Genomic DNA, 15,995 nt, shown 5'->3' with positions numbered 1-15,995 from the left:
ACCCCGCTGACATGACACCCATCCCAGTCCGTGGTCCGTGGTCGGTCGGGGTGGTCGTGAGTGGCGATTCGGGTTCTAACCCGAATCGCCACTCACGACCACCCCGCGCGTTTAGTCCTCTCAATGCGGGTCACACCAGGCCCAAGACGTCGTCGGCGCAGCCCCAAGCCAGCGTGATCCCGGCGCCCCCGTGCCCGTAGCAGTGGATGACGTCGCCTTCGCGGTCCAGCCGGACCTCGGGCCGGAACGGCCGCAAACCCACCTTCGCGCCCAGCACCGGCGCGTCCGCCAGTTCGGGCACGAGTTCCCGGCACCGCCGCACGATGTCCGCGGTGACCCCGGGATCCGGCGTGACGTCGGCGCGTCCGGGTTCCTGCGTGCCGCCGCAGACGACGTGCCGTCCGTGCGGGATCACGTGCCGAAGCACCGGAGAGGAGCTGTCGACGATCCACTCGGTCAACCCCGGATCGGCGAGGTGGACGACGTGGCCGCCGACCGGCACCACAGTGCTGTCCCCCGCCAGCCGCCCGCCGCCGAGCCCGGCCGCGTTCACCACCAGGTCCGCGTCGAGGTCGTCGAGCCGCGAGACGGTGCGGTATTCGGTGCGCGCGCCCAGCGCGGCGACCTGTCCGGCGAGCCAGGCCAGGTACACCGGGGTGTCGATCACCGCGGTCGTGAAGGTGAGCCGTCCGGGTTCGTGGTCGAGGTCCGGCATGGAGTACGCCCACGACGGCACCGGCGCCTCGCGCGGGACGAAATAGGTCCCCCGGATCGCGCGGACACCGGGGGCGCCGAGCGAGCGGTATTCCCGCACGCTCCCCACGGTCCAGCGATCGACCCGGCCGGAGTTCGCCGCCAGCGGCGGAAAAAGCACACCACCGGCGACCGCCGACGTCGTCTCCCCCGGTCCGGCGTCGGTGATCACCGTGACGTCGTGCCCGGCCCCGGCCAGCCGGTGCGCGCAGCTCAGCCCGATCACGCCGCCGCCGACCACACTGATCCGCATCGAAACCCCCTTCGTCTCGCGAGCCGTCCCTGCATGGTGACTGATCGCCCGTCACGTAATCTCGCCGGATGAGCGGAAGAGCGCCGTACGGGCTCATCGCGGTGACTTGCGCCGCGATCATGGCCGTACTCGGCTTCCTGGTGTCCGGCGAAGGCCTTTCCGGTCCGGACGACCTCGCCGTCAAGTGGGTGGAGCGCACCTTCGGCGCCGACACCGGCCTTCTGCGGCTACTCGTGCTGCCGACCGAGGCCTACGTCCTGCTCCCGGTCGCGCTCCTCGCCGCCGTCCTGTGTTTGTTCGGACGGCGCAAGCCCGAAGCGGCGCTGATCATCGTGGGCCCCCTCGTCGCCATCGCCGCCAACACCTGGGTGCTCAAACCGCTCTTCGACCGGTGGAAGAACACCTATCTCGCCTATCCCAGCGGGCACACCGTCGCGCTGGTCGCGGTGCTGACCGCGCTCGTGCTGCTCGCCCGGCCAGGGGTCGCGACGGCCGTCATCTCGATGATGGGCGCGGTGGTGCTCGGCGGGGTCACGATCGGCATGATCGGCCTCGGCTACCACTACCTGACCGACGTCGTGGGCGGCACGCTGTTCGCCATCGCGACCGTCTGCGCGACGTGGGTGCTGCTCACCTGGGCTGCACGGCGTCGCGCGCCAGTGCCGTCAGACGGCTGACGGCGCGCAGGTACTTCTTGCGGTACCCGCCGTTCACCATCTCCTCGGTGAACAGGTCCGGCACCGGTTCACCCGAGACGACCAGCGGGATCGCGCGGTCGTAGAGCCGGTCGGCGAAGGCGACCAGCCGCAATCCGACGTTCTGGTCGGGAACCGGGTGGATGCCGCGCAGGTGCACGCGGGTCACGCCGTCGAGAAGCCTGCCGTACCGCGAAGGATGCAACCCGGCGAGGTGTTCGCACAGCGCGTCGAAATCATCCACAGTGGACTCGGGATGGGCGGCGGCGGACGACTCCAGTTCCTCCGGGGTCGCGGGCGGCGGCGCGTCCGGCAGTCCGCGATGGCGGTAGTCCGGGCCGTCGACCCGGCAGACGCCGAACCGGGCGGACAGCGACTGGATCTCGCGCAGGAAGTCCGCCGCGGCGAACCGGCCCTCGCCGAGTTTGTCCGGCAGCGTGTTCGAGGTCGCCGCCACGAAGACGCCGGCCGAGATCAGCTCCTGCAAGAGCCGCGTGACGAGCATGGTGTCGCCCGGGTCGTCGAGTTCGAACTCGTCGATCGCCAGGAACCGGTGTTCGGACAGCCGTCGCACCGCCTCGGCGAACCCCAGGGCGCCGACGAGGTGAGTCAGCTCCACGAAGGTCCCGTACGCTTTTGGTGACGGAGTCTCGTGCCACGTCGAGGCGAGCAGGTGAGTCTTGCCGACACCGAAGCCGCCGTCGAGGTAGAGCCCCCTCGGCCCGGACGGCTCCTCGTCCCCGCCGCCGAACAACGCGCGCAGCTTCGACTTCGGCTTCCGCTTCGAGGCCTCCGCCACGCGCTTCGCGAACGCGCCACAGGTGACGACGGCCTCGGCCTGGCTCGGCTCGTCCGGATTGGGCACGTAGGTGGAGAACCGGACCGCGTCGAACCGCGGCGGGGGGACGAGCGCGGTGATCAGCTCGTCGGCGGACAGCTCCGGACGGCGATCGATCAGACGGGCGGGCATGCGCCGAGAGTAACGGCACCGGCGGCGGCCGTTCACCCTCCCTGAACGGGCGTATCCCCCGCTCAGCGGTGCCGTGGAACGCGTGTTGGGATAGCCGTGTGCAGCTTTTGTGGCCAACGACACCGGCGGGACCCGTCTCCGACGCCGACCTGGAGCGGCTCTACGGGTATCCCGAGAACCTGACCTGTCCCTGGGTCCAGGTCAACTTCGTCAGCTCCGCCGACGGCGCGGCCGCGGTCGACGAGCTGTCCGAAGGGCTTTCGCACCCCGCCGACAAGCGCGTCTTCCTGCTGGGGAGGCTGCTTTCCGACGTGATCCTGGTCGGCGCGGGCACGGTGCGCGCCGAGGGTTACCGCGGCGCGCGGATCAACGCCGAACGGGCCGCCCGCCGGGTTTCGCTCGGGCTGTCCGAAGTCCCGCCGATCGCGGTGGTGACCCGTTCCGGTGAACTCGACCCCGAGGGCCCGTTGTTCACCGACACGAAGGTGCCGCCGATCGTCCTCACCACCGAGAAGGCGCCGCGCGCCGCGCTGGAGCGGGCGGGGGCCGAGGTGCTCGTCGCGGGAGTCGAGGACGTCGACCTCCACCGGGCGCTCGAACTCCTCGGGGAACGCGGGCTGCACCGCGTCGACTGCGAAGGCGGGCCTGCGCTGTTCGGCGATCTGATCGCGGCCGATCTCGTCGACCAGTTGTGTCTCACCGTCGCTCCGCTGCTGACGGGCGGGGGCGCGCGCCGGATCTCCGCCGGCGGGCCCAGCCCGGAACCACGCCGGATGGACCTCGCGTCGGTGCTGTTCGAGGACGGTTTCACCATGCTGCGTTACCGCCGCCGGGAGGGCGGGTGAGCGAGCCCGCGCCGGTTCCGGACAAGGAACTGGCGGCCAGGGCCGCCGCCGGGGACCACGGTGCCTTCGACACCTTGGTGCGGCGGCACACGGCCAGGATGTACCGGGTGGCGCTGCGGATCACCGGCAGCTCGGCGGAGGCCGAAGACGTCGTCCAGGAAGCCTGGCTTTCCGCGTGGCGCGCGCTGCCCGGCTTCCGGCACGAATCCGCGGTGTCCACCTGGCTCTACCGGGTGACCACGAACGGCGCGCTCGGCCAGGTCCGGCGCCGGAAACCGACCGTGCCGCTCGACGAGGGCGACGCGGGTGTCGTACCAGGCCCGGAGGGTCATGTGGTGAGCGTCGAACAGGTCGGCGCGGTGCTGCGCGCGATCGCCGAACTCGACGTCGGTCAGCGGATCCCGCTGATTCTGCGAGAATTCGAGGGGTTGACCTACGAGGAGGTCGCCGAGGTCCTCGAGGTCGGCGTGCCCGCCTTGCGCGCCCGTTTGCACCGCGCCAGGGTGGCGCTGCTGGCGAAACTCGGCGACAACTTCCGATCCGGGGAACGGTGATGAGCGAGGATCCGCGCGACGACCCCCGGTGGGAGCAGGTGCGCGCCGTCGCGAGCCGTCCGGTGCCGACGCCGCCAGGACTCGTCGAACGGGTGCTCCGCTCGGTCGGCGGCGTCCGCGGCGGCCGGACCACCCCGCCGCTCGACCTGCCGTCCGCGGGCGGGAAGACCCAGGTGTCGGAGCGGGCACTGGTGCTGCTGACCAGGAAACTCGCCGCGGAGATCGGGCGTGACCTCGGCGGGGTGCACGTCTCGGCCGTCGCGCTCGAAGACGACGTGCTCCAGGTACTGGTGACAGTCCGGTTCGGCGTCGAAGCGGCGGCCGCGGATCTGTTGCGTCACCGGGTCACCGACGCGCTGACCGGCCAGCTCGGCTCGGCTCCGCCCACGGTCAACATCCACGTCGTCGACGTGCATCCCGACTGAGCCGTACCTTCCGGCGAGTACTGGCGCGGACGGACGAACCCTGGTTCTGATTACCCCATCCGGGTGACACCGCGGGACGACTCGGCATGCGCGCGTGTCCTGGTCGGTGAGAGCGTAGGGAACGCCGCGCGCGCAGGTCGCACGGCGCAGGTGCGAGAAGGAGCGAACTTCCATGGCGCAGCCGAGCGCGAGCAAGCCCGACACCCTGGTCACGGGGTCGTCCCTCAACGAGGAAGGAGCCGCCGGCAAGACCACCATCTCGTCGGTGGTGGTCCAGAAGGTGGCCGGACTCGCCACCCGCGAGGTCACCGGGATCCACGCGCTGGGCGGCGGGGTTTCGCGGGCCTTCGGCGCGATCCGCGAACGCATCCCCGGCTCCGGCACGGTCACCACCTCCGGTGTCTCGGTCGAGGTCGGCGAGAAGCAGGCGGCGATCGACCTCGACGTCGTCGTCGAGTACGGCGCGCGCATCGTGGACGTGGCGCGGGCGGTGCGCCGCAACGTGATCGGCCAGGTCGAGCAGATCACCGGCCTCGAGGTGATCGAGGTCAACATCGCGGTCAACGACATCCATCTGCCCGACGAGAACGGCGGCGAGACCGAGACCTCGCGGGTCGAATGATGAACGGCACCCAGACCGGCCTGCTCGCCGGGCTCATCCTCGGCCTCGCCGCGACACAGGGCTTCACCGCGTTCCTGGTGACACTGGCCGTCGGCGTCATCGGCCTCGTCCTCGGCCGCGTCCTCGACGGCGAACTCGACCTCGGCGATCTCTTCGGCCGGGGCCGCGACAAATGACCGTCCCGGCCGAACCCGAGGATCGCGGCACCCTCACCATCGCGCCCGCCGTGGTCCGCAAGATCGCGCAGCACGCCGCGGACCAGGTCGACGGGACCACGCGGGCGGAACGGCGGATCGCCGGACTCGGGCTGGGCACGCACGGTGCGAGCGCCAAGGTCGGCGGTGAGGGCAACGACGTCGATCTCGTCCTCGACGTGGCGCTGAACTACCCGGCGCCGGTGCGGCGCGTCGTCGGCGATCTGCGCGCCCGGGTCTCCGAGGAGGTCGAGCGGATCACCTCGTACCGGGTCCGCGACATCTCCGTGACGGTCTCCGCGCTCCTGCCCGACATCGCGCCCCGCGTCCGCTAGAAGGAGCCAAAGGCATGCGTTTGTTCGTCCGGCTGCTGTCCGCCCTGATCGGGCTGGCGCTGGCCGCCGCCGGGGTCCTGCTGGCGTTGGAGGTCGGCTGGGGCTGGTGGCGGCCGGGGCGGGGACCGCTGTTCGTACCGTGGGACGACTGGCGCGACCGGCTCGCGGAACTGTCCTGGGGCAGTTCCCCGGTGCGCCTCACCGCGATCGTCGTCGCGGTGGTGGGGCTCCTGCTGATCATCGCGGCGGCTTCGGCCGGGCGGCGGGCCATCCGGCTGACCGATCCGGCGAACGAGGTCAGCGTGACCACCTCGCCGCGTTCACTCGCGAGGCTGGTGGGGCTGACCGTGCGCGCGCAGGACAACGTCGCCGGCGCGAAGGTCACCGCCACCGCCAAGAAGATCCGCGTCCGCGCGACCAGCAGGCTGGAGACCGAGGGCGAGCTGCGGCCGCGCCTGTTGGAAACGGTTTCCGGTCTGCTCGACGAAGTCCCACTGGTGCGGCGGCCGAAGGTGTCCGTCGTCGTCGACTCCCCGAAGGACCGCCGATGAGCCGTTCGGTCTCCGCCAAGGCACTCGGCCGGTCCACCGGCACGGAACGGACCCTGACCGTCCTCATCGGACTCCTCGCGCTGCTCGGCGGCGCGGCGGTGATCGCGGTCGGCGCGGGGTGGCTCGGCACGTATCGCGCCCGCCGTCCGCTCGTGGATCCGATCGCGCTCGACTGGCTGTCGGGACACGCGCTCGCCTCCCGGATCGGCGCCATCGTGCTCGGGGTGCTCCTGCTGTGGCTGGGACTGTGGTGGTTCTTCCGGTCACTGCGCTCGGAAGGCCGTCCGGACCTCGAACTCGACGACGACCTCGTGGTGATCTCCTCCGCCATCTCCGAAGCCGTCCGCGCCGACGCCGAAACGGTCGACGGCGTCGCGCGGGCCCGGGTCCGCGCGGTCGGCGACAGCGAGAACCCGGCGCTGCGGATCACGCTCTGGCTGAACGAGGGCACCGACCTGAAACGGGTCTGGGAGGAGCTCGACCGCACCGTGCTGGCCCGCGCGCGGGAATCGCTCGGGGTCGGCGTGCTGCCCACCGCCGTCCGGTTCGAACTCGACACGGGAACACCGCAACGGGTGCGCTGACCACGTCGATGCGGCAAGAATGGCCGTCATGTCGCTGCCCTTGACGCCGCCGCTCAAACCGATGCTCGCCAAACCGGCGAAGGCCATCCCCGATTCCGGCGGTCTGCTGTTCGAGCCGAAGTGGGACGGCTACCGCTGCCTGGTGTTCCGCGACGGCGACGAGCTGACCCTGCAGTCGCGGTCGGAGAAGCCGCTCAACCGGTACTTCCCCGAGGTCGTCGAGCGACTGAAAGCGACACTGCCGGAACGGATCGTGCTCGACGGCGAGCTGGTGGTCGGCCGGGACGGGAAGCTGGACTTCGACGCGCTCACCGACCGGATCCATCCCGCCGAGAGCCGGATCAAGCTGCTGGCGGACCAGACGCCGGCGGAGTTCGTCGCGTTCGACCTGCTGGCGCTCGGCGACGAGTCCTATCTGGACGATCCGACGTCGAAACGGCGGGAACGACTGGAGAAACTGGCCTCGGACGGCGTCCACCTGACCCCGGCGACGTCGGATCCGGCGATCGCGCGGCACTGGTTCGAGCTGTTCGAAGGCGCGGGCCTCGACGGCGTCATCGGCAAACCGCTCGACGAGCCGTACAGCCCCGGCAAACGGGTGCTGCTGAAGTACAAGCACTCGCGTACCGCCGACTGCGTGCTGGCGGGACTGCGCTGGCACGTCGACGGCGAACCGGGCGAGATGGTCGGCTCGTTCCTGCTCGGGCTGTACGACGAGGACGGCGTGCTGCACCACCCCGGCGTCGTCGGGTCGTTCCCGGTCACCCGGCGGCGTGAACTGGCCGAGGAACTGGCGCCGCTCATCACCGACGGGGCCGAGCACCCCTGGCTGGGTGACAACGTCCGGGAGAAGCAGCGGATCCCCGGCGGCGTCACCCGGTGGAAGGCCAAGGAGGCTCCCTGGGTGCCGCTGAGGCTGGAAAAGGTGGTCGAGGTCGGCTACGAGCACACGGAAGGCGGCTACCCGTCGCGGTTCCGCCACACCGCGCAGTTCAAACGCTGGCGCCCCGACCGCGAACCCGGGTCCTGCACCTACGCCCAGCTCGACGAGGTCGCCCGGTACGACCTGGACGCGGTGTTCCGCGGCGAGGTCAAACGCACCCGTTAACCGGCGCCTGACACACCACCTGCGAAGCTCACCTACGAGCTTTTGTCATGCCCGGAAAGTGAGGACCAGCCCGTGCGCCCCGCCAGCACCGTCCGCCGCAGGCCACGGCTGATCCTCATGACGGCCGTCGCGGCCGTGCTCGCGGGCTGCACGGCCGGGCCGTCGGTGCGCCCGGCCGTGATCGACAACGACGGCAAGACCACTCCCGGCTCCTCGACGGCGCCGCAGCAGGTGCCGCTGCCGCCGCTGTCCGAACCGCGGTCGCCGTCGATCAAATGGGACGACTGTGACGAGGCGACCCGGCAGCGGCTGGGCCAGCCGTCCGTGCCGGACACGCTGAAGTTCTCCTGCGCCAGGGTGCCCACCACGCTCGACGCGCCGGACCTGCCGGGGCGCGGGCTCTCGCGGCTGTCGGTGGTCAAGACCGGGGACGGGCCCATCCCGCTGGTCGTGGTCAACGACGTCGACGGAGAACCCGGCTCGCTCTACGCCGCGCGGCTGGCCGCGACGCTGCCACCCGAGTACCTGCAGAAGTTCTCCCTGATCGGCGTCGACCGGCGCGGGACGGGCGCGTCCACGCCGGTGAAGTGCGTCCCGGGAGAGATCCGCTCCGACCTCCTCGGCGCCGATCCGATCGCCGGTGACCTCGAACCGGTGGTCGACGCGGCGCGCAAGGCGGGCCAGCAGTGCGCGATCGAAATGGACGACTCGCAGGTCGCGATGGACAGTTGGCGGGCGGCAGGCGACCTCGAAGAACTGCGGGAACAGCTGGGGCTGGACAAACTGCACGCGCTGGGACGCGGTGACGGGTCGAAGGTCCTCGCCGAGTACGCCGTGCGGTTCCCGGCTCAGGTCGGCCGCGTCATGCTCGACGGGCTGCCCGACCCGGCCGCGGACGCGGCCGCCGTCCAGGAGTCCGTCGCCGCGAGCGCGCAGGCCACCCTCGACGCTTTCGGCGCCGACTGCATCGCCAGGGGCTGCCCGATCGGCGACGCCCGCTCAGCCGTGACCGCCGTCGCGGACCGGCTCCGCGGCGCTCCCGCGACGACCACCGACGGCGTGGAGATCACCCCCGGCATCGCGATCTACGCCATCTACGCCGGACTCGCCCAGCGCTCGCGCTGGGTGGAACTCGCCGAGGCGCTCAAGACCGCGCAGACCGGCGACATCACTCCGCTGGCCGCGTTCGCCGAACCGGTACTGAAGGACACCCGGACCCGGCCGTCCCGGCTGGACGGCACGCTCGCGACCAAATGCAACGACAGCGCGACCCGGCTCTCGGCCGAAGAACTCACCCGCGTGACCACGACCCTGCGCGACAAATACCCGCAGTTCGGCGTCTTCGCCGCGCAGCAGCTGGCGTGGTGCAGCCCGTGGCCCGTCCGCCGCGAACCGCTCCCGCCCGCCGGCGGACCCGGCGCTCCGCCGATCCTCGTGGCGGGCACCGCGACCGACCCGGTCACCCCGGAGCAGGGCACCGGCCGGGCCGCCGACCAGATGCCGAGCGCGGTGACCATCACCTGGCAGGGCGCCGGACACGGGGCACTGCCGCTGTCGCCCTGCGTCACCGATGCGACGCGTGCCTTCCTGATCGACGGGAAGATCCCCGTCGACGGAACGCTCTGCCCGGCCTGAACCACTCCGGTTCGCCCCCACGGAGCGCGACGTTCCCAGTCCTTACGCGCGCTATGAAAGGTCCTTTCCTTGCAAATTTTGCAAGGAAAGGACCTTTCATAGCGCGCGCGTGACGTGTCCGGCGGCGCGAAACTCCGCTACTGCCGGTAGGACTCCACCTCGGAGACCGGCCGCGCCGCGGCCTGATCCGGGTCTTCGTCGAACTCGACGCGCGCCCGCCGCTGCCGCAGCAGGTCCCAGCACTGGTCCAGCTGCTGCTCGACGTCGGCGAGCCGGGCCCGGTCCTCCGAGCTCAGCCCGGTCCCGATCGCCCGCCCGCGGAGTTCGTGCTCCTCGCTGACCAGCTCGTCGATGCGGTTGAGGATGTCACCGTCGGCCATCTGCGCCTCCTGCGATACCTGGTTGCTCCATCCGAGACGCTACGCGCAACCACGGGAATGTGCGCCACGCCTGTTTCGTTACGCCCGGCATGAGCACAGTGGAGCTGACCGCCGCCAACTTCGATCAGGTCGTGTCCGAGAACGACTTCGTGATCATCGACTTCTGGGCGGGCTGGTGCATGCCGTGCCGCCAGTTCGCGCCGACCTACGAGAAGGTGTCGGGCAACCACGACGACATCGTCTTCGCCAGCGTCGACACCGAAGCCGAGCAGCAGCTGGCCGCCGCCTTCGACGTGCGCTCGATCCCCACCCTCGCGGTGATCCGCGACAAGACGGTCATCTACTCGCAGCCCGGCGCGCTGCCGGAGAAGACGCTCGAAGACCTGATCCAGCAGGCACGCGACATCGACCTGGACAAGCTCAAGGAAGAGGCCCAAGAGGCCTGACGAGCATGGAGAAGGGCCCCTTTCCGGCGGGTTTCGCCGGAAAGGGGCCTTTGTCTTTCAGCGGAACAGTGCCACCGGGGGCCGGGTCAGCCCCGGGTGGCGAGTCCGCGCAGGAAGAACGCCAGGTTCGCCGGGCGTTCCGCCAGCCTGCGCATGAAATAGCCGTACCATTCGTCGCCGTAGGGGACGTAGACGCGCATCGTCTTGCCTTCGCCCGCGATCCGGCGCTGCTCCTCGGGACGGATCCCGTACAGCATCTGGAATTCGTGGTCGTCCGCCTGGCGGCCCGCGTCCATGGCGAGCTTCTCGGCGATCGCGATCATCCGCGGGTCGTGCGAGGCGACCATCGGATATCCCTTGCCCTGCATGAGGACCTTCAAGCAGCGGACGTAGGACTTGTCCACTTCGGACTTGTCCTGGAACGCGACCTCCTCGGGTTCGGCGTACGCGCCCTTGCACAGCCGGACGCGGGAGCCTTCACCGGCGAGGTCGCGGCAGTCCTGTTCGGTCCGCCGCAGGTAGGCCTGCAGCACCGCGCCCACCCACGGGTACTCGGCGCGCAGCTCCCGCAGGATGCCCAGCGTCGAGTCGGTGGTGGTGTGGTCCTCCATGTCGAGGGTGACCGTGGCACCAACCGCTTCGGCCGCCGCGCAGATCTTGCGGGCGTTCTCCAGCGCGACCTTCTCGCCGTCGGCGGGCAGGAACTGGCCGACCGCGGACAGCTTCACCGAGACGTCGGCACCGAACGCGAGGCCGTCGGCCGCCAGCGCGGACAGCAGTTCTTCGTAGGCGCGGACGGTCGTCGCGGCCTGTTCGGCATCGGTGGTGTCCTCACCGAGGTGGTCGAGGGTCACCCGAAGGCCGTCATCGGCCAGTTCGCGAACCACCCGGGCGGCGTCGGACGTCCCGGCACCGGCGACGAACCGGCTCACCACCGATCGGGTGGCGGGGACGACCTCGACCAGCTTCCGCATCCGCCGGGATCGGGCGGCGGCGAGCAGCGGGGCACGCAACATCACGGACTCCTGGAGATCTCAGCCCTGGTGGGGGTAGCGGACGCTGGTCGGCGGAACGAACGTCTCCTTGATCGAGCGCGGGCTCGTCCAGCGGAGCAGGTTGAACACCGAACCGGCCTTGTCGTTGGTGCCGGACGCGCGACCGCCGCCGAAGGGCTGCTGGCCGACGACCGCGCCGGTCGGCTTGTCGTTGACGTAGAAGTTGCCGGCGGCGAAGCGCAGCGCCTCGGACGCCTTCGCGACGGCCGTGCGGTCGTTGGCGATGACCGCGCCGGTGAGCGCGTAGTCGGCGGTCTCGTCGACCAGCTTCAACACGGTGTCGAACGCGTCGTCGGTGCTGTCGTCGTAGACGTGGATCGCGAGGATCGGGCCGAAGTACTCGGTGCGGAAGATCTCGTGGTTCGGGTTGTCCGAGACGAGGATCGTCGGGCGAACGAAGTAGCCGACGCTGTCGTCCGCGGTGCCACCGGCGATGACCTCGACCTCCGCGTCTTCCGCGGCGCTGGCCAGCACGGCGGCGTGCTTGTCGAAGGCGCGGCGGTCGATCACGGCACCGCCGAAGTTGCTGAAGTCATTGACGTCGCCGTAGGTGATGGCCTCGGTCTCGGAGACCAGGTCGTCCTTCAGGCGCGTCCAGACCGAACGCGGGACGTAGGCGCGGGACGCGGCCGAACACTTCTGGCCCTGGTACTCGAAGGCGCCGCGGATCAGGGCGGTGCGCAGGATGTCGACGTCGGCGGAGGCGTGCGCGAGCACGAAGTCCTTGCCGCCGGTCTCGCCGACCAGGCGCGGGTACGTGCGGTAGCCGCCGATGTTGGCGCCGACGGTGCCCCACAGGTGCTGGAAGGTCGCGGTGGATCCGGTGAAGTGGATCCCGGCCAGGTCACGGTGGGTCAGGGCGACCTCGGAGACGGCCTTGCCGTCACCCGGAAGGAGGTTGATGACGCCCGGGGGCATCCCGGCCTCTTCGAGCAGCCGCATGAGCATGTGCGCGGCGTAGCTCTGCGTCGGCGAAGGCTTCCACAGCACGACGTTGCCCATCAGCGCGGGCGCGGTCGGCAGGTTGCCGGAGATCGCGGTGAAGTTGAACGGCGTGATGGCGTACACGAAGCCCTCGAGCGGGCGGTGCTCCATGCGGTTCCAGATCCCGGGCGAGCTGGTCGGCTGCTCGGCGAGAATCTGACGGCCGAAGGCGACGTTGAAGCGCCAGAAGTCGATCAGCTCGCAGGCGGAGTCGATCTCGGCCTGAAAGGCGGTCTTCGACTGGCCGAGCATGGTGGCGGCGTTCAGCTTGGCGCGCCACGGGCCCGCCAGCAGATCGGCGGCACGCAGGATGACCGCGGCGCGGTCGTCGAAGGACAGCGCGCGCCACCCGGGTGCGGCGGCCTTCGCGGCGGCGATCGCGTCGTGGGTGTCCTGCGCGGTCGCGCTGTGGATGACGCCCAGCACCGAGCGGTGGTTGTGCGGCTGGACGACGTCGATCTTCTCGCCGCCGCCCTTACGCTGCTCACCACCGATGGTGGCGGTGATGTCGATGGGGTCGGCGCCGCCCAGCGACTTGAGCGCGCCCTCGAGCTCAGCGCGCTCGGCGCTGCCCGGTGCGTAGTTCAGCACCGGTTCGTTCTTCGGGGCGGGGGTCTGGGTCACGGCGTCCACTGACTGCTCCTGACTTCACTTCGCCGGTTAGAGGTCTCTCCTCGAACGGTAGACCGGACGACTCCGCAACGGCTTGTTCGACTGGCTAGAATCAGGGTGACCGTCTTGTCCGATCGACTTAACCGGTGATGACAGCGACTACGCAACCGACCACCGGCGCCTCGCTCCGGCACATCCTGGCCACGCTCGGAGAACCGCTGGTCAGGGTGCTCGCGGCGCCGGGCGGCCTCGGCGTCGCGGTGGAGGACGTCGTCATCCACGACCCGGAAGACCCGCCGGACGCCCATCCGGGTGACCTCGTGCTGGTGATCGGGGCGCGTGGCCGGTCGGCGGCGGGGGCGATCCGGGCGGCGAGCCGCTCCGGCGCGGCCGCCGTGGCGGTCAAGAACGGCTCGGCGGTGGTGAACGTGGCGGCCGACGCCGGGATCGCGCTGATCGAGGTCGGCCACGAGGCACGCTGGGAGCAGGTCGAGGCGCTGGCCAGAGGCGTCGTCGACGCGGCCCGCGCGGGTGGCGAGGCCGACAGCGGCGAGGTGCTGGGCGATCTGTTCGCGCTCGCGCAGACGATCGCGACGCTGACCGGCGGCCTGGTCAGCATCGAGGACACCGCGAGCCGGGTACTGGCCTACTCGCGCGCGGGCGACGAGGTGGACGAGCTGCGCAGGCTCTCGATCCTCGGCCGCGAGGGTCCGGAGCGCTACCTCGCGATGCTGCGCGAATGGGGTGTCTACCAGCGGCTTCGCGCCGGGGAAGGGATCGTCCGCATCGAGGAGCGGCCCGATCTCGGCATCCGGCGGCGGATCGCGGCCGGCATCCACGCCGGGTCACAGGCGCTGGGCACGATCTGGGTCCAGGAGGGGGCGCATCCGCTCACCGAAAGCGCGGAGGTCGCGCTGCTCGGCGCGAGCCGAGCGCTCGCACCCCAGCTGATCCGGCATCGCACGCTGCCCAGCCCGGAACTCCGGCTGCGTGAGGACCTGCTGGCCGGGCTGCTCGACGGCCGCCTCGACGCCGAGTCCGTGGCCGACGACATCGGCGCGGATCCCGGGAAACCGGCCATGGTGCTGGCCTTCTCGCTCCCCCGCGACCGGGCGGCGAGCGATCGGCAGCTGCGGCGCGCCGAACTGGTGCACCTGATCACCGTGCACACCGCCGCGTACCGGCGGAGCGCGCTGGTGAGCGTGATCGGCGGCCGAGTCTACGCGCTCCTTCCCGATCTGCCCGAGCACGCCGAGACGCGGATCTTGGCGCTGGCCAAGGAAATCGTCGGCACCGCGCAACGGCATCTCGACGTCCGCGTGCGCGCCGCGCTGGGCGGTGTCGTGCCCCGGCTCTCCGACGCGGCGGCCTCGCGGGGCGACGCGGACCGCGTGCTGGCGACGATGGCCCGCGGCCACGGGACCGCGGACGTCGCCTCGCTGGCCGACGTCCGTGCCGAGGTCCTGCTGTCGGAAGTGCTCGCCTTCCTCGGCGAGCAACCGAGAATCCGCGACCCGAGGCTGACGGAACTCATCGCGCACGACGCCGAGCACGGCGGCATCCTGGTCCCCGCGGTACTCGCCTACCTCGACGCGTTCGGCGACGTCCGGCGCGCGGCACGCGAGCTGAACATCCATCCGAACACCGTCCGGTACCGGGTGCGGCGCGCGGCCGAGGTGTCCGGGATCGACCTGACCGACCCCGCGCAGCGCGTCCTGGCCCAGCTTCTGCTGCGCCTCTAGAACGCGTTTCGTCCTCTAAACGCGCTAGTTCGCGACCTGAACTACCGCATTCAGAGGACTAAACGCATGGTCGGCGACCTCGGCGAGCGCGCGATAGGAATCCAGGCGCTCGGCCTGGTCGAAGGTGCTGGTCGTCGCGAGGATCTCGTCGGCGCCGGTCTTGGCGACGAGGTCGGCCAGCCGGTCGCCCACCTCGTCCGGGGTACCGGCGATCTGACCGTCGAGCGCCCGGTCGAGCCGCTCGCGATCGCGTTCGGACAGCGGCGCGGCGAGGATCTCCTCCGCCGGCGACAGCGGCGGGAAGACGCCGTGCGTCCGCGAGTAGACCGTCGACCACGCTTCGGGGATCAGCAACCGCCGTGCCCGCTGGGCCGTCTCGGCGACCGCGATCGCCGTGGACACCACGACATACGGCCGCGAGGACTGCGCGGAGGGCCGGAAGCCGGCGCGATACCCCTCGATCGCTTCGAGCAGCGGCCCCTCACCCCGCACCGGCGCGATCACCAGCGGCAACCCCAGTTCCGCGGCCAACCGCGCCCCCGCGCCCGTGGCCAGCAGGAACGCGGGAACGCGCAGGCCCTCCGCCGGAACGGCGTGCACGCCCGGATACGCCGTCTGGTCGCCCGCGAGGAAACCCAGCAGTTCCCGGACCTGGTCACCGAAGCGGTCGGCGTCGTCCTTCTCGTGCCCGAGCGCCTGGCGGACCCCGCCGGTGAAGCCCACCGACCGGCCCAGCCCCATGTCGATGCGGCCGGGGAACAGCGATTCGAGCACCCCGAACTGTTCCGCCACCACCAGGGGACGGTGGTTCGGCAGCATCACGCCACCGGTGCCGACCCGGATCCGCTCGGTCGCCGAAGCGACCGCGGCCGCCAGCACCGTGGGCGCCGAACCGGCGACACCGGGCACGCTGTGATGCTCGGAGACCCAGAACCGGTGATACCCCAGCGCTTCGATCTCGCGCGCGAAGGCGACGGTGTCCCGAAGGGCGCGGGGCGCGTCGCCGCCGCGACGGGTCGGGGACCGGTCCAATACCGAAAGCGTGATCACTCTCGGCTCAACGCACCGAGGACCGGCGGGCATTCCCAGCTCAGGGGCGCCGGTCGTGAGCTGCGTGACCGGTGAGGCTTCGGTACAGGTGGTCGTGGGTGGCGATTCGGGTTCTAACCCGAATCGCCACCCCCCACCACCCCTACCAACACCCCCCCACCCCCGGTTTTCTCCCTCCCACACTCAGTCGGTTGTGGCCACC

Annotated in this window: 19 protein-coding genes; 13 read left to right on the top strand and 6 right to left on the bottom strand. The window is 70.9% G+C overall.

Annotated elements, in window-relative coordinates; genetic code table 11:
- Positions 1–130: 130 nt before the first annotated feature.
- Positions 131–1,006, bottom strand: a complete 876-nt coding sequence (locus tag ACZ54P_RS35360; protein WP_465465959.1) for an FAD-dependent oxidoreductase — start codon at positions 1,004–1,006, stop codon at positions 131–133.
- Between the two features lie 68 nt (positions 1,007–1,074).
- On the opposite strand from ACZ54P_RS35360, the gene ACZ54P_RS35355 reads away from it, so the two are divergent.
- Entirely contained in the window at positions 1,075–1,683 is a 609-nt protein-coding gene (locus tag ACZ54P_RS35355) for a phosphatase PAP2 family protein (protein ID WP_465465958.1), read from the top strand.
- Here ACZ54P_RS35355 and zapE read toward each other — a convergent pair.
- Positions 1,637–2,671 carry a cell division protein ZapE gene (zapE, locus tag ACZ54P_RS35350; protein WP_465465957.1) on the bottom strand — a complete coding sequence of 345 codons (1,035 nt, stop codon included), beginning with the start codon at positions 2,669–2,671 and terminating at the stop codon, positions 1,637–1,639. The two genes, ACZ54P_RS35355 and zapE, sit on opposite strands and share 47 nt — an antisense overlap.
- A 98-nt stretch (positions 2,672–2,769) precedes the next feature.
- Here zapE and ACZ54P_RS35345 point away from each other — a divergent pair, with 98 nt between their 5' ends.
- The 10 genes from ACZ54P_RS35345 (at position 2,770) to ACZ54P_RS35300 (ending at position 9,524) form a co-directional block, all read left to right on the top strand.
- Complete coding sequence (locus tag ACZ54P_RS35345) at positions 2,770–3,516, top strand: pyrimidine reductase family protein (RefSeq protein WP_465465956.1); 747 nt, start codon at positions 2,770–2,772, stop codon at positions 3,514–3,516.
- Positions 3,513–4,070 (top strand): RNA polymerase sigma factor, encoded by a 558-nt coding sequence (locus tag ACZ54P_RS35340; protein ID WP_465465955.1) that lies wholly within the window; start codon positions 3,513–3,515, stop codon positions 4,068–4,070. Before ACZ54P_RS35345 ends, ACZ54P_RS35340 begins: the two co-directional genes overlap by 4 nt.
- Positions 4,070–4,495, top strand: a complete 426-nt coding sequence (locus tag ACZ54P_RS35335) for a hypothetical protein (RefSeq protein ID WP_465465954.1) — start codon at positions 4,070–4,072, stop codon at positions 4,493–4,495. The genes ACZ54P_RS35340 and ACZ54P_RS35335 overlap by 1 nt, the downstream gene beginning before the upstream one ends.
- Positions 4,496–4,667: 172 nt before the next feature.
- Positions 4,668–5,117 carry an Asp23/Gls24 family envelope stress response protein gene (locus ACZ54P_RS35330; protein WP_125780378.1) on the top strand — a complete coding sequence of 150 codons (450 nt, stop codon included), beginning with the start codon at positions 4,668–4,670 and terminating at the stop codon, positions 5,115–5,117.
- A complete protein-coding gene (locus ACZ54P_RS35325) occupies positions 5,117–5,293 on the top strand; it encodes a hypothetical protein (RefSeq protein WP_005157087.1) in 177 nt (58 codons plus the stop codon). The genes ACZ54P_RS35330 and ACZ54P_RS35325 overlap by 1 nt, the downstream gene beginning before the upstream one ends.
- Positions 5,290–5,646, top strand: a complete 357-nt coding sequence (locus ACZ54P_RS35320; RefSeq protein ID WP_465465953.1) for an Asp23/Gls24 family envelope stress response protein — start codon at positions 5,290–5,292, stop codon at positions 5,644–5,646. The genes ACZ54P_RS35325 and ACZ54P_RS35320 overlap by 4 nt, the downstream gene beginning before the upstream one ends.
- A gap of 14 nt (positions 5,647–5,660) precedes the next feature.
- A complete protein-coding gene (locus ACZ54P_RS35315) occupies positions 5,661–6,197 on the top strand; it encodes a DUF6286 domain-containing protein (RefSeq protein ID WP_465465952.1) in 537 nt (178 codons plus the stop codon).
- Entirely contained in the window at positions 6,194–6,781 is a 588-nt protein-coding gene (locus tag ACZ54P_RS35310; protein WP_465465951.1) for an alkaline shock response membrane anchor protein AmaP, read from the top strand. The genes ACZ54P_RS35315 and ACZ54P_RS35310 overlap by 4 nt, the downstream gene beginning before the upstream one ends.
- Positions 6,782–6,809: 28 nt before the next feature.
- Entirely contained in the window at positions 6,810–7,889 is a 1,080-nt protein-coding gene (locus ACZ54P_RS35305; RefSeq protein ID WP_465465950.1) for an ATP-dependent DNA ligase, read from the top strand.
- A 72-nt stretch (positions 7,890–7,961) separates the two neighbouring features.
- Positions 7,962–9,524, top strand: coding sequence for an alpha/beta hydrolase (locus ACZ54P_RS35300; RefSeq protein ID WP_465465949.1), 1,563 nt, complete (start codon positions 7,962–7,964; stop codon positions 9,522–9,524).
- Between the two features lie 137 nt (positions 9,525–9,661).
- Here ACZ54P_RS35300 and ACZ54P_RS35295 read toward each other — a convergent pair whose 3' ends face one another.
- A complete protein-coding gene (locus tag ACZ54P_RS35295) occupies positions 9,662–9,904 on the bottom strand; it encodes a DUF2630 family protein (protein ID WP_465465948.1) in 243 nt (80 codons plus the stop codon).
- An 89-nt stretch (positions 9,905–9,993) separates the two neighbouring features.
- Here ACZ54P_RS35295 and ACZ54P_RS35290 point away from each other — a divergent pair, with 89 nt between their 5' ends.
- Positions 9,994–10,350 (top strand): thioredoxin family protein, encoded by a 357-nt coding sequence (locus ACZ54P_RS35290; RefSeq protein WP_465465947.1) that lies wholly within the window; start codon positions 9,994–9,996, stop codon positions 10,348–10,350.
- Between the two features lie 86 nt (positions 10,351–10,436).
- On the opposite strand, the gene ACZ54P_RS35285 is transcribed toward ACZ54P_RS35290, so the two are convergent.
- Positions 10,437–11,366, bottom strand: a complete 930-nt coding sequence (locus ACZ54P_RS35285; RefSeq protein ID WP_465465946.1) for a proline dehydrogenase family protein — start codon at positions 11,364–11,366, stop codon at positions 10,437–10,439.
- 18 nt (positions 11,367–11,384) lie between these two features.
- Positions 11,385–13,022 (bottom strand): L-glutamate gamma-semialdehyde dehydrogenase, encoded by a 1,638-nt coding sequence (gene pruA, locus ACZ54P_RS35280; protein WP_465465945.1) that lies wholly within the window; start codon positions 13,020–13,022, stop codon positions 11,385–11,387.
- A 128-nt stretch (positions 13,023–13,150) separates the two neighbouring features.
- On the opposite strand from pruA, the gene ACZ54P_RS35275 reads away from it, so the two are divergent.
- On the top strand, positions 13,151–14,743 hold the full coding sequence (locus ACZ54P_RS35275; protein WP_465466013.1) for a PucR family transcriptional regulator: 1,593 nt from the start codon (positions 13,151–13,153) through the stop codon (positions 14,741–14,743).
- 24 nt (positions 14,744–14,767) lie between these two features.
- Here ACZ54P_RS35275 and ACZ54P_RS35270 read toward each other — a convergent pair whose 3' ends face one another.
- Complete coding sequence (locus ACZ54P_RS35270; RefSeq protein WP_465465944.1) at positions 14,768–15,826, bottom strand: LLM class flavin-dependent oxidoreductase; 1,059 nt, start codon at positions 15,824–15,826, stop codon at positions 14,768–14,770.
- Positions 15,827–15,995 lie beyond the last annotated feature (169 nt).

The organism is Amycolatopsis sp. NPDC034160 (assembly GCF_055575355.1).
Note: the sequence above shows the minus strand (reverse complement) of the source record. Positions and strands in the feature narration are given on the sequence as shown.

What these genes read in the sequence shown, in the direction of transcription:
- ACZ54P_RS35360 (WP_465465959.1), bottom strand. Translation starts at nt 1,006, where the DNA reads ATGCGGATCAGTGTGGTCGGCGGCGGCGTGATCGGGCTGAGCTGCGCG.
- ACZ54P_RS35355 (WP_465465958.1), top strand. Translation starts at nt 1,075, where the DNA reads ATGAGCGGAAGAGCGCCGTACGGGCTCATCGCGGTGACTTGCGCCGCG.
- zapE (WP_465465957.1), bottom strand. Translation starts at nt 2,671, where the DNA reads ATGCCCGCCCGTCTGATCGATCGCCGTCCGGAGCTGTCCGCCGACGAG.
- ACZ54P_RS35335 (WP_465465954.1), top strand. Translation starts at nt 4,070, where the DNA reads ATGAGCGAGGATCCGCGCGACGACCCCCGGTGGGAGCAGGTGCGCGCC.
- ACZ54P_RS35330 (WP_125780378.1), top strand. Translation starts at nt 4,668, where the DNA reads ATGGCGCAGCCGAGCGCGAGCAAGCCCGACACCCTGGTCACGGGGTCG.
- ACZ54P_RS35325 (WP_005157087.1), top strand. Translation starts at nt 5,117, where the DNA reads ATGAACGGCACCCAGACCGGCCTGCTCGCCGGGCTCATCCTCGGCCTC.
- ACZ54P_RS35320 (WP_465465953.1), top strand. Translation starts at nt 5,290, where the DNA reads ATGACCGTCCCGGCCGAACCCGAGGATCGCGGCACCCTCACCATCGCG.
- ACZ54P_RS35315 (WP_465465952.1), top strand. Translation starts at nt 5,661, where the DNA reads ATGCGTTTGTTCGTCCGGCTGCTGTCCGCCCTGATCGGGCTGGCGCTG.
- ACZ54P_RS35310 (WP_465465951.1), top strand. Translation starts at nt 6,194, where the DNA reads ATGAGCCGTTCGGTCTCCGCCAAGGCACTCGGCCGGTCCACCGGCACG.
- ACZ54P_RS35305 (WP_465465950.1), top strand. Translation starts at nt 6,810, where the DNA reads ATGTCGCTGCCCTTGACGCCGCCGCTCAAACCGATGCTCGCCAAACCG.
- ACZ54P_RS35295 (WP_465465948.1), bottom strand. Translation starts at nt 9,904, where the DNA reads ATGGCCGACGGTGACATCCTCAACCGCATCGACGAGCTGGTCAGCGAG.
- ACZ54P_RS35290 (WP_465465947.1), top strand. Translation starts at nt 9,994, where the DNA reads ATGAGCACAGTGGAGCTGACCGCCGCCAACTTCGATCAGGTCGTGTCC.
- ACZ54P_RS35285 (WP_465465946.1), bottom strand. Translation starts at nt 11,366, where the DNA reads ATGTTGCGTGCCCCGCTGCTCGCCGCCGCCCGATCCCGGCGGATGCGG.
- ACZ54P_RS35275 (WP_465466013.1), top strand. Translation starts at nt 13,151, where the DNA reads ATGACAGCGACTACGCAACCGACCACCGGCGCCTCGCTCCGGCACATC.
- ACZ54P_RS35270 (WP_465465944.1), bottom strand. Translation starts at nt 15,826, where the DNA reads ATGCCCGCCGGTCCTCGGTGCGTTGAGCCGAGAGTGATCACGCTTTCG.